Consider the following 11197-nt stretch of genomic DNA (forward strand, 5'->3'; position numbering starts at 1 on the left):
CGCCCGGCGGAGCCGGCGGCGCGGGCCTGGGCGGAGGAGCCGGCGCGCCGGCTGGAGCCCGAGCCGGAGCGCGAGGCGGAAGCGGAGCGCGAGGGCGCGGACGCCGGCGGTGAACCGCGCACCCCGCCGGGGCTGCACGGGGCGACGGCGGTGGGCAGCCGGCAGCGGTTCGCGCCCCGCCGCAAGATCGACAGCCGCTCCTGACGTCGGAGTCGACCGCGCGCCGTTGCCGCTCCTGGATCGTGGTCGTCCGCGGCCTGTGGTGGTGGCTCGCGCAGTTCCTCGCGCCCCTGAGCGCCCACCGGGCCAGGGGGCGCGAGTCCCCTAGCAGCCCCCCGCCGCGTGGGCGGGCGGGCGCGCCGGGGATACTCCCAACGGTGTGAGGTCCTGCACACGTTCGAGTAAAGACCTCATCAAAAAGTTTGTGATAGCGTTCACGAGACCCGGCGTGGAGGCCCAACTGCCGGGCGAAACCCGCTCGTCAACGACGACAGTCCCCAAGCCCGTCGGAGAACGCTTCCATGCAGTCCAACGACGCCCGGATCATCCGAGGCGCCGCTCTCCCCACTGCCACGGTAGGTGTCCTTGCCACCCTGGTCGCCGCGTTGTTGGCCGGGGGCCGGGAGGCCGGCGGGGTCGCGCTCGGCGCCTTCGTGGCCGCCGCCTTCTTCGCCATCGGACTGCTGTCGCTCAACGTCGTGGGCCAGCGCTGGCCCGAGCTGTTCTTCGGTGCCGCCTTCCTGATCTACACCACGCAGATGGGCCTGTTGCTCGTGCTGCTGCTGGTGCTGCGGGACGCCGACTTCCTCGACGGACAGGCGTTCGCCATCGGGGTCCTGGTGGGCGCGGCCGTCTGGCTCGCCGGTCAGGTCCGTGGCCATCTGCGGGTCAAGACGCTGTATGTCGACGTGACCGCCGGGGCGGACCGGACGTCCGAGCCCGCCGACGAGCGGTCCACCGTCACACCGGGCGGTCCGGCATGACCAGCAACGGTGAGCCGGGGGGCTGCATAAGCGCTGTCCTTCCCTGCTGCTATCGTCCGTCGCCGGAGGGCGGCTCACCGGCGAAGCGCGCGGTGCCCGGGACAGCGCCGTGGTCGCGGACCGGCCTCTCCTCCGTCACACCTAGTCCAGTGCCGCTCCGTGGTATGCCGCCACGCCGACACATCGAGGTAGCCGTATCCATGCGTCACGCCGAGGGAGTCTCGCGGTGAGTAATGACCAGGTGCTCGCCTTCGAGACCGACTGCCATCTCTTCAAGGACTGCGGCTTCCCCGCCCCGTCTGAGTGGTCGTTCATCTTCGAACCGCTGTTCACCATCGGTTCGTTCGAGGTCAACAAGCCGATGGCGCTGGTGTTCCTGAGCACCGTCATCATCTGCGGATTCTTCTGGGCCGCGTTCGCCAGGCCCAAGGTCGTGCCGGGCAAGTTCCAGCTGGTGGCCGAGGTCCTCTACGACTTCGTCCGCCGGGGCGTCGCTCGCGAGACCATGGGCAAGAAGGGCGAACCGTATGTCCCGTTGCTGGTCTCGCTGTTCTTCTTCGTCTGGATCATGAACATCTGGGCGATCATCCCGTTCGCCCAGTTCCCGGCGACCTCGATCATCGCCTATCCGGCGGCGCTCGCCCTGATCGTCTGGTGCACGTACATGTACCTGACGTTCAGGACCAACGGCCTGGTCGGCGGCATCAGGAACCTCTGCGTGCCCAGCGGGCTCCCCAAGGGGATCTACGTGATCCTCACGCCCATCGAGTTCATCTCGGCGGTCTTCATCCGGCCGCTGACGCTGACCGTCCGGCTCTTCGCGAACATGTTCGCGGGCCACCTCCTGCTGCTGGTCTTCATCATCGGCACCTGGTACACCCTGGGTACGGTCGTGGGCACGTTCTACTCGGCCACCTCGCTGATCATGACGCTGCTGCTCACGGTCTTCGAGATGTTCATCCAGGCGCTCCAGGCCTACGTGTTCACGGTGCTGACCGCCTCCTACATCTCCCAGGCCCTCGAAGAGGCGCACTGAGAGAGGCCCCAGGGCGACCCGGTCACCCGTGAACGGCGCCCGACGCCACCCAAGAACCGCAACGCACTCCGGTGGACATCCCCCCACCGGGTCACCACAGAGAAGGAATACAACGGACATGTCCGCAGCTCTCGCCGCAGTTGAAGGCAGCGTCAACACCATCGGCTTCGGCCTCGCGGCCATCGGCCCGGGTGTCGGTATCGGCATCATCTTCGGTAACGGTGTCCAGGCCATCGCCCGTCAGCCCGAGGCCACCGCCGTCATCCGGCAGAACATGCTGCTCGGCTTCGCCGTCGTCGAGGCGCTGGCGCTGATGGGCTTCGTGCTCGCCTTCGCCCTCGGCGGCTGACGCAAGCACTCACGCCACTACCGAGGAAGGGTCCACCATGCTGATGCAACTGGCCGCGGAGGAACCGCAGAGCCCTGTGGTGCCGGTGGTGCCTGAGATCGTCATCGGGCTGATCTGCTTCGGTGTCATCTTCTTCGTCTTCTACAAGAAGCTCCTGCCGTCCATCAACAAGGCGCTTGATGAGCGGCGGGAAGCTATCGAAGGCGGCATGGAGAAGGCCGAGGCGACCCAGGCCGAGGCCCGGCAGACGCTGGAAAGCTACAGGGAGCAGCTGTCCGAGGCCCGGCACGAGGCGGCCAGGCTCCGCCAGGAGGCCAAGGAGCAGGGCGCCGCGCTCATCGCCGAGATGCGCGAGGAGGGGCAGCGCCAGCGCGAGGAGATCATCTCCGCCGGCCACGCCCAGATCGAAGCCGACCGCAAGCAGGCCGCCGAGCTGCTCCGCCAGGATGTCGGCAAGCTGGCCGTGGAGCTGGCCGGTCGGCTCGTCGGGGAGTCCCTTGAGGACCACGCCCGGCAGAGCCGCACCATCGACCGCTTCCTCGACGAGCTGGAGGCCAAGGCCGAGACGGCTGGAACCGAGGCCGCCCGATGATGGGAGCGAGCCGCGAGGCGCTGGACGCCGCGCGGGAGCGGCTGGACACGCTGGTGGACAGCACCGGCGTGGACGTCGCCGCGCTGGCCGGCGAGCTGGCCGCCGTCACCGCCCTGCTCGACCGCGAGGTCGCGCTGCGGCGGGTGCTGACCGACCCGGCCCAGGCCGGCGAGGCCAAGGCGGAGCTGGTGGGCAGGCTGCTGGCGAACCAGGTGGGCGGCGAGGCCGTCGACCTGGTGTCGGGCATGGTCCGCTCCCGCTGGTCCGCTTCCCGTGATCTGGTGGACGCGGTCGAGGAGCTGGCCGACATCGCGGACCTGATCGTCGCCGAGCGGGACGGCAGCCTGGACTCGGTGGAGGACGAGCTGTTCCGGTTCAGCCGGATCGTCGCCACCTCGCCCGAGCTGCGCGCCGCGCTCAGCGTCAGGGACCGTGGCGAGCGGGCTCTCGCCGCCCAGAGCGAGCTGGTCCGCCAGCTGCTGGGCGGCCGGGCGCGCGAGGTCACGCTCCGTCTGGTCACCCGTCTCGTGGAACATCCGCGAGGCCGTAGCCTGGACAGTGGGCTCGACGCGCTCAGCGTGCTCGCCGCCGCCCGGCGGAACCGTTCGGTCGCGCAGGTCACCTCGGCGGTCCCGCTCAGCGACGCGCAGCGGGAACGTCTCGGCGCCGCCCTCGGCCGGCTCTATGGCCGACCGGTCCAGCTGAACCTCGACGTGGACCCCTCGGTCCTCGGCGGGATCTCGGTGCGGATCGGGGACGACGTGATCCACGGCACGATCGGTGACCGGCTGGAAGAGGTCACCCGCCGCATGGCGGGCTGACCGCGCGGCGCGGACACCAACTCAACAAGCAGGACCAGCGGCCCGGGTTGGGCCGTAGCGGAAGAACTTACGGGCCCAACAAGGAGAGCAGGGAACCCAGATGGCGGAGCTCACGATCCGGCCGGATGAGATCCGGGACGCACTGGAGAACTTCGTCCAGTCGTACACGCCGGACGCGGCCTCGCGGGAAGAGGTCGGGACGGTCAGCGTTGCCGGTGACGGCATCGCGAAGGTCGAGGGGCTGCCCTCGGCCATGGTGAACGAGCTGCTGGAGTTCGAGGACGGCACCCTCGGCCTCGCCCTCAACCTTGAGGAGCGGGAGATCGGCGTCGTCATCCTCGGTGAGTTCAGCGGCATCGAGGAGGGCCAGTCGGTGCGCCGCACCGGCGAGGTGCTCTCCGTCGGGGTCGGCGACGGCTACCTCGGCCGGGTCGTCGACCCGCTGGGGAACCCGATCGACGGCCTGGGCGAGATCGAGACCACGGGCCGCCGGGCCCTGGAGCTTCAGGCTCCCTCGGTGATGCAGCGCAAGTCGGTGCACGAGCCGATGGAGACCGGCTACAAGGCCGTCGACACCATGACGCCGATCGGCCGTGGCCAGCGTCAGCTGATCATCGGCGACCGGCAGACCGGCAAGACCGCGCTGGCCGTCGACACGATCATCAACCAGCGCGACAACTGGCGCTCCGGCGACCCGTCCAAGCAGGTCCGCTGCGTCTATGTGGCGATCGGCCAGAAGGGCTCCACCATCGCCTCGGTGCGCGGCGCCCTGGAGGAGGCCGGCGCGCTGGAGTACACCACCATCGTGGCGGCCCCGGCCTCCGACCCGGCCGGCTTCAAGTACATCGCGCCCTACACCGGTTCGGCCATCGGCCAGCACTGGATGTATGACGGCAAGCACGTGCTGATCGTCTTCGACGACCTGTCCAAGCAGGCCGACGCCTACCGCGCCGTCTCCCTGCTGCTGCGCCGCCCGCCGGGCCGCGAGGCGTACCCGGGTGACGTCTTCTACCTGCACTCCCGGTTGCTGGAGCGCTGCGCCAAGCTCTCCGACGAGATGGGCGCCGGCTCCATGACCGGGCTGCCGATCGTCGAGACCAAGGCCAACGACGTCTCCGCGTTCATCCCGACCAACGTGATCTCCATCACCGACGGTCAGTGCTTCCTGGAGTCCGACCTGTTCAACGCGGGCCAGCGGCCGGCGCTGAACGTGGGCATCTCGGTCTCCCGGGTCGGTGGCGCCGCCCAGCACCGGGCGATCCGGCAGATCACCGGTTCGCTCCGCGTGGACCTGGCCCAGTTCCGCGAGCTGGAGGCGTTCGCCGCCTTCGGCTCCGACCTGGACGCCTCCTCCAAGGCCCAGCTGGAGCGGGGCCGGCGGATGGTCGAGCTGCTGAAGCAGGAGCAGTACAGCCCGTACTCCACCGAGAACCAGGTCGTCTCCATCTGGGCCGGCACCAACGGTCTGATGGACGACATCCCGGTGGGCGACATCCGCCGCTTCGAGCGGGAGCTGTTGGACTACCTCGGGCGCGAGCACAAGGACCTGATGACCAGCATCCGCGAGGGTCAGAAGATGTCCGACGAGACGGTCGAGGCCGTGCGCGCCGCCGTGCTCCAGTTCAAGCAGCAGTTCGAGACCTCGGACGGCAAGCTGCTGGGCGAGGACTGATCCATGGCTGCCCAGCTGCGCGTATACAAGCGGCGGATCAAGTCGGTCACCGCGACCAAGAAGATCACGCGGGCGATGGAGATGATCGCCGCCTCGCGGATCGTCAAGGCCCAGCGGAAGGTGGCCGCCTCGACCCCGTACGCGGACGAGCTGACCGCCGCCGTCACGGCGGTGGCGCACGGCTCCGACGTCAAGCACCCGTTGACCACCGAGGCCAAGCGGCCCCGGCGGGCGGCCGTTCTGATCATCACCAGCGACCGTGGCCTCGCGGGCGCCTACTCCAGCAACGCCATCAAGGCGGGCGAGCACCTGACCAGCCAGCTGGCGAGCGAGGGCAAGGAGGTGGACACCTACATCGTGGGTCGCAAGGGCGTCTCCTACTACGCCTTCCGGGAGCGGCACGTGACCCGGTCGTGGACGGGGTTCACCGACAACCCGACCTACGCCGACGCCAAGGAGGTCGCCGCCCCGCTGATCGAGGCGATGGAGCGGGACACCGACGAGGGTGGCGTGGACGAGCTGCACATCGCGTTCACGGAGTTCGTGTCGATGATGACGCAGACGCCGGTGGAGCGCCGGCTGCTGCCGCTGAAGCTGGAGCGGACCGCCGAGGAGTCGGCCGAGGTCTTCCAGCGCGACGAGCACACCCACGCGCTCTACGACTTCGAGCCCTCGGCCGAGCAGGTCCTGGACGCGCTGCTGCCGCGCTACGTGGAGAGCCGCATCTACAACGCCCTGCTCCAGTCGGCCGCCTCCAAGCACGCCGCGACCCGGCGGGCGATGAAGTCGGCGACCGACAACGCCGAGGAACTGATCAAGTCGCTGACGCGGCTTGCCAACGCGGCCCGCCAGGCCGATATCACCCAGGAAATCTCTGAGATCGTCGGTGGCTCCAGCGCCTTGGCCGACGCGAGCGCGGGAAGTGAACGCTAACCATGACTACTGCTGCTGAGGCGGCCCCCAAGCAGGACCTGCCGACCGGGCGGGTCGCGCAGGTTCGCGGCCCGGTCGTCGACGTGGAGTTCCCCGTCGACGCGATGCCCGAGATCTACAACGCGTTGACCGTGGACATCGCCGACCCGGCGAACGCGGGCGCCAAGAAGACGCTGACCCTGGAGGTCGCGCAGCACCTGGGCGAGGGCCTGGTGCGCACGATCGCCCTGGAGCCCAACGACGGCCTGGTCCGCCAGGCCGTGGTGACCAACACCGGCGGCGGCATCTCCGTGCCGGTCGGCGACGTCACCAAGGGCCGGGTCTTCAACACCCTGGGCCGCATCCTCAACGAGCCCGAGGCGGAGTCCGAGGTCACCGAGCGCTGGGAGATCCACCGCAAGGCCCCGGCGTTCGACCAGCTTGAGTCGAAGACCGAGATGTTCGAGACCGGCCTGAAGGTCATCGACCTGCTGACCCCGTACGTCAAGGGCGGCAAGATCGGTCTGTTCGGTGGTGCGGGCGTCGGCAAGACCGTCCTCATCCAGGAGATGATCATGCGTGTGGCGAAGCTGCACGAGGGCGTCTCCGTCTTCGCCGGGGTGGGTGAGCGCACCCGTGAGGGCAACGACCTGATCGAGGAGATGGCGGAGTCCGGCGTGCTGCCGCAGACCGCCCTCGTCTTCGGTCAGATGGACGAGCCGCCGGGCACCCGTCTGCGGGTGGCGCTGACCGGTCTGACCATGGCGGAGTACTTCCGCGATGTGCAGAAGCAGGACGTGCTGTTCTTCATCGACAACATCTTCCGCTTCACCCAGGCCGGTTCCGAGGTCTCCACCCTGCTGGGCCGGATGCCGTCGGCGGTGGGCTACCAGCCCAACCTGGCGGACGAGATGGGTGTGCTCCAGGAGCGCATCACCTCGACCCGTGGCCACTCGATCACCTCGATGCAGGCGATCTACGTGCCGGCGGACGACCTGACCGACCCGGCCCCGGCGACCACCTTCGCCCACCTGGACGCCACCACGGTGCTCTCCCGGCCGATCTCGGAGAAGGGCATCTACCCGGCGGTGGACCCGCTGGACTCCACCTCCCGCATCCTGGACCCGCGTTACATCTCGCAGGACCACTACGAGTGCGCCTCGCGCGTCAAGGGCATCCTCCAGAAGTACAAGGACCTCCAGGACATCATCGCCATTCTCGGCATCGACGAGCTGGGCGAGGAGGACAAGCTGGTCGTCAGCCGGGCCCGCCGGATCGAGCGCTTCCTGTCGCAGAACACCCACGCGGCCAAGCAGTTCACCGGCCTCGACGGCTCGGACGTTCCGCTGGACGAGTCCATCGCGGCGTTCAACGCCATCGCCGACGGCGAGTTCGACCACTTCCCTGAGCAGGCGTTCTTCATGTGCGGTGGCCTGGACGACCTGAAGGCCAAGGCCAAGCAGCTGGGCGTCTCCTGACGGCCGCGTGCCGCGCGCCGGTTCGCCGGCCGTGCGGCGCGCACCGTTTCGCCCGGGCCGAACGCGGTCACCCGTGGGGCGGGCCCCCGCCCCACGGGTGTTCGGAGCGGGTAACTATCCTTCGACCAAGCCAGAGACCATCCCCTTGGGACCATCCAGGGATTCCAGGTGAACAGGAGCCATCGTGGCTGAGCTGCACGTCGAGCTGGTCGCCGCCGACCGGAAGGTCTGGGCCGGCGAGGCCAGCCTGGTGATCGCGCGCACCACCGCGGGCGACATCGGCATCATGCCGGGCCACCAGCCGGTGCTCGGCGTGTTGCGTTCCGGCCCGGTGACCATCCGCACCACGGGTGAGACAGGGGAGGGCACGGTGGTCGCCGCCGTCCACGGAGGCTTCCTGTCCTACACGGACGGTAAGCTGTCGCTGCTTGCCGAGGTGGCTGAGCTGGCCGACGAGATCGATGTCGAGCGGGCCCAGCGGTCTCTTGAGCAGGCCCAGGCGGAGACGGACGCCGAGGCTGAGCGCCGGGCGTCGGTCCGCTTGCAGGCCGTGGCGGCGGAGCGCTGAGAGAAGACGGAGCGATCGAGCCCGGGTGAGAGCCGGGACGGACGCACGAGGCGAGGAGGTCGGTCGAGATGGTCCTCGCCTTGACCGTGTTGGGCGTGGCGCTGTTGTTGTTGGTGCTCGGGCTCTTCGCCTTCGGGCTGCGCCGCCGGGTGATCCAACGCTCCGGCGGCACTTTTGACTGTAGCGCCAGGTTCGCGCCGCCCGCGTCGGGCAAGTCGCCGGGCAAGGGGTGGCGGTACGGGGTCGCCCGGTACAACGGGGACCGCGTCGAGTGGTTCCGGGTCTTCTCCTACGCGCCGCGTCCGAGGCAGTCGCTCCACCGGGAGCGGATCGAGGTGCGGGACCGCCGACTGCCGCAGGGCGACGAGGAGTTGGCGCTGCTGCCGGGGGCGGTGGTGCTCAGCTGTCGGCACGACGGGCGCGATGTGGAGCTGGCGATGAGCGAGGACGCGCTCACCGGGTTCCTGGCCTGGCTGGAGGCGGCGCCGCCGGGGCAGCGGGTCAATGTCGCGTGAGGTGTAGCGGGTCTCTTCTCGCTGCTCGTTTCTGGCTTCTGGCTGTTCGTTCGGGGTTCGTTTGGGGCGCGCGTTTCCGGGGTTGTCGTCGCCGGGGCGCGCGTTCGTGTTGTCGGGGCGCCCGTTGTGCTGTCGGTGCTCGCGCCCGCAGGGTGGCACCGGACGCGTTGGTCGTCGGCGCCACCCCGCAGGTGGTGTGAACGGTCTTCAGTGTGTGAACGGTCCTGTGCGGGACTGATCGGGTCCTGGCCTGATCGGTCCTGGAGGGCTCTTGTCAGGCGGCGTTGAGGCCGCTGTCGATGGCGTCCAGCAGGGCGCCGTCCGAGGTGTCGCCGGAGAACTCCCAGAAGAAGGCGCCGCCGAGGCCCTGGCTGTTGGCCCAGGCCATCTTGTCGACGATGGTCTCCGGGGTGTCGTAGCTCCACCACTCGCTGCCGCAGTGGGCGTAGGCGGTGCCCGCCACGGTGCCGGTCGCCGGGCAGGAACCGACGAGCACGTGGTAGTCCTCGATGCCGGCCTCGTAGGTGCCGGGTGCGGCGCCGGTGGCGGTGCCGCCGGGCTCGGCCTGGGTCACGCCGGTCCAGCCGCGTCCGTAGAACCCGACGCCCAGCAGCAGCTTCTCGGCGGGCACGCCCTGGGCGCGGAGCGCTGCGATCGCGTCCTCGCTGGTGAAGCCCTCCTGCGGGATGCCGTCGTAGCTGGTGAGTGGCGAGTGCGGGGCGGTGGGCCCGTCCGCGTCGAAGGCACCGAAGAAGTCGTAGGTCATCACGGCGAGGTAGTCCGCGTACTCGGCGCCGTAGGCGTAGTCGGCGGCGGCTATCTTGCCGCCCTCGGAGGCGTCGGCGGTGATCGCGGCGGTGACCAGCTGGTCGCCGAAGGCGCCCCGGAAGGCCCGCATCATGTCGCCGAAGACCTCGGGTCCCGACTCGTCACAGGTCAGGCCGCAGGCGTTGGGGTACTCCCAGTCGAGGTCGATGCCGTCGAAGACGCCGGCCCAGCGCGGGTCGTTGACCAGGTCGTAGCAGGACTGGGCGAAGGCCTCGGGGTTCTGCATGGCCTCGCCGAAGCCGCCGGACCAGGTCCAGCCGCCGAAGGACCAGAGGACCTTGATGTGGGGGTACTGCTCCTTGAGCTGCCTCAGCTGGTTGAAGTTCCCGCGCAGGGCGCCCGGGTCCCAGGTGTCGGCCTCGCCGCTGACGCTCTCCTCGGCGGTGTAGGCGCGGTCGTAGGCGGCGTAGGAGTCGCCGACCGTACACTCGCCGCCGACCACGTTGCCGAAGCTGTAGTTGATGTGGGTGATCTGCTCGGCGGAGCCGGAGTCCACGATGTCCTTGACGTGGTAGTCGCGGTCGTAGACGCCCCACTCGGTGAAGTAGCCGAGGCGGACCTCGCCGGCGGCGTTGGGCTCGGCGGTGACGATCTCGGCCGCCGGCTCGTCGGCTCCGGCGGGCGCCGTCAGGGCGACCAGGCCGGCGGCGGGGAGGGCGAGGGCGGCGGCGAGGACGGTGATCAGCCGGCGCGCACGACGGGGGCGGCGGTGCTCGGAGGGTGTGGATGATCTCAAGGGGACTCCCTGGTTGGAGAGAGACGGTGTGTGGGTGTGTGGGTGTGTGGGGGTGTGGGGGTGCGGGTGGGTGGGGGGTTGCGTGGTGAGGGTGGGTGTGTGGGGGTGTGGGGGTGTGCCGGGGTGTGACTGGTGTGTGCCGGGTGTGGGGGGACGTCGTCTCCACGCGGGGCGCGCGTTCTCCGGGCGGACTTGCGGTCTCTCAAGGGGTGGGGCGGTCCGGAGAGTTGACCGTGGGGTTGTCATGGCGTGCTCAGCGTGTGCCCGAGAGATTAGAGTGGTCTGGACCACGGGTCAATAGGTCTGTACCAAAGGCGGTGGGGTGCCTCCGGTGGGCGCCTCCGGCGGGTGGCGGCTTGGACGGTGGGTGGCGGCTTGGGCGGTTGGGAGATGGGGGCCGCCGCCGTCTGCGGGTGGGTGCACCGCCGGCGCCCCGGCTCGCGTCCGACCTGGTCGGCTCCTCCGCCCGCGCGGGGGGCCGGGCCGACCGGCGGAGGAACCGCCGAGAAGGCCGAGAAGGCCCCACATCACGTCGCCGGCGCCGGACCGTTCCGCTCGGTGGGCGCGGCGCGCTCGGCGCCCCGCCAGGGCGGGAACCTGTGACGAAGAACGACAGTCCGAACGCGCCGCCCCGCCGCCCCGCCCCTTCGCCTCGCCGCACCGGACGGGCGCCCGCGCCTGCGCCCGCGCCTGCGCCCGCGCCTGCG

At 69.9% G+C, this 11197-nt stretch carries 10 protein-coding genes and 2 pseudogenes; 11 read left to right on the forward strand and 1 reads right to left on the reverse strand.

Going from position 1 to position 11197, the window contains the following annotated elements; all coding sequences use genetic code 11:
• From EBN88_RS30810 to EBN88_RS24695, 11 genes and pseudogenes are all read left to right on the forward strand, one after another.
• Positions 1-204 (forward strand): annotated as a pseudogene (locus EBN88_RS30810) (undecaprenyl/decaprenyl-phosphate alpha-N-acetylglucosaminyl 1-phosphate transferase); the annotation flags it as partial.
• A gap of 317 nt (positions 205-521) precedes the next feature.
• Positions 522-983, forward strand: a complete 462-nt coding sequence (locus tag EBN88_RS24650; RefSeq protein ID WP_122399261.1) for a hypothetical protein — start codon at positions 522-524, stop codon at positions 981-983.
• Positions 984-1209: 226 nt separating this feature from the next.
• Positions 1210-2019, forward strand: coding sequence for a F0F1 ATP synthase subunit A (gene atpB, locus EBN88_RS24655; protein ID WP_122399262.1), 810 nt, complete (start codon positions 1210-1212; stop codon positions 2017-2019).
• Between the two features lie 118 nt (positions 2020-2137).
• Positions 2138-2368, forward strand: a complete 231-nt coding sequence (gene atpE / locus EBN88_RS24660) for an ATP synthase F0 subunit C (RefSeq protein WP_122399263.1) — start codon at positions 2138-2140, stop codon at positions 2366-2368.
• Positions 2369-2405: 37 nt separating this feature from the next.
• Entirely contained in the window at positions 2406-2960 is a 555-nt protein-coding gene (locus tag EBN88_RS24665) for a F0F1 ATP synthase subunit B (protein ID WP_122399264.1), read from the forward strand.
• Complete coding sequence (locus EBN88_RS24670) at positions 2957-3781, forward strand: F0F1 ATP synthase subunit delta (RefSeq protein WP_122399265.1); 825 nt, start codon at positions 2957-2959, stop codon at positions 3779-3781. The genes EBN88_RS24665 and EBN88_RS24670 overlap by 4 nt, the downstream gene beginning before the upstream one ends.
• Before the next feature lie 100 nt (positions 3782-3881).
• A complete protein-coding gene (gene atpA, locus EBN88_RS24675) occupies positions 3882-5453 on the forward strand; it encodes a F0F1 ATP synthase subunit alpha (protein ID WP_122399266.1) in 1572 nt (523 codons plus the stop codon).
• A gap of 3 nt (positions 5454-5456) precedes the next feature.
• A complete protein-coding gene (locus tag EBN88_RS24680) occupies positions 5457-6386 on the forward strand; it encodes a F0F1 ATP synthase subunit gamma (RefSeq protein ID WP_122399267.1) in 930 nt (309 codons plus the stop codon).
• Positions 6387-6388: 2 nt separating this feature from the next.
• The gene (atpD, locus tag EBN88_RS24685; protein ID WP_122399268.1) at positions 6389-7843 is read left to right on the forward strand and encodes a F0F1 ATP synthase subunit beta; all 1455 of its coding nucleotides are present in this window, start codon (positions 6389-6391) and stop codon (positions 7841-7843) included.
• Between the two features lie 184 nt (positions 7844-8027).
• The gene (locus EBN88_RS24690) at positions 8028-8411 is read left to right on the forward strand and encodes a F0F1 ATP synthase subunit epsilon (RefSeq protein WP_122399269.1); all 384 of its coding nucleotides are present in this window, start codon (positions 8028-8030) and stop codon (positions 8409-8411) included.
• 68 nt (positions 8412-8479) lie between these two features.
• Positions 8480-8926: a DUF2550 domain-containing protein gene (locus EBN88_RS24695; protein ID WP_122399270.1), complete on the forward strand. Its 447-nt coding sequence runs from the start codon at positions 8480-8482 to the stop codon at positions 8924-8926.
• 274 nt (positions 8927-9200) lie between these two features.
• Here the strand turns inward: EBN88_RS24695 and EBN88_RS24700 are convergent.
• Positions 9201-10313, reverse strand: a pseudogene (locus EBN88_RS24700) (glycoside hydrolase family 18 protein); the annotation flags it as partial.
• Between the last annotated feature and the right edge of the window lie 884 nt (positions 10314-11197).

It is taken from the genome of Streptomyces triticirhizae (assembly GCF_003696235.1).
Classification (GTDB): domain Bacteria; phylum Actinomycetota; class Actinomycetes; order Streptomycetales; family Streptomycetaceae; genus Streptomyces; species Streptomyces triticirhizae.

Excerpts from the sequence above, each read along its gene's own strand:
- EBN88_RS24650 (WP_122399261.1), top strand. The coding sequence starts at position 522 with ATGCAGTCCAACGACGCCCGGATCATCCGAGGCGCCGCTCTCCCCACT.
- atpE (WP_122399263.1), top strand. The coding sequence starts at position 2,138 with ATGTCCGCAGCTCTCGCCGCAGTTGAAGGCAGCGTCAACACCATCGGC.
- EBN88_RS24665 (WP_122399264.1), top strand. The coding sequence starts at position 2,406 with ATGCTGATGCAACTGGCCGCGGAGGAACCGCAGAGCCCTGTGGTGCCG.
- EBN88_RS24670 (WP_122399265.1), top strand. The coding sequence starts at position 2,957 with ATGATGGGAGCGAGCCGCGAGGCGCTGGACGCCGCGCGGGAGCGGCTG.
- atpA (WP_122399266.1), top strand. The coding sequence starts at position 3,882 with ATGGCGGAGCTCACGATCCGGCCGGATGAGATCCGGGACGCACTGGAG.
- EBN88_RS24680 (WP_122399267.1), top strand. The coding sequence starts at position 5,457 with ATGGCTGCCCAGCTGCGCGTATACAAGCGGCGGATCAAGTCGGTCACC.
- atpD (WP_122399268.1), top strand. The coding sequence starts at position 6,389 with ATGACTACTGCTGCTGAGGCGGCCCCCAAGCAGGACCTGCCGACCGGG.
- EBN88_RS24695 (WP_122399270.1), top strand. The coding sequence starts at position 8,480 with ATGGTCCTCGCCTTGACCGTGTTGGGCGTGGCGCTGTTGTTGTTGGTG.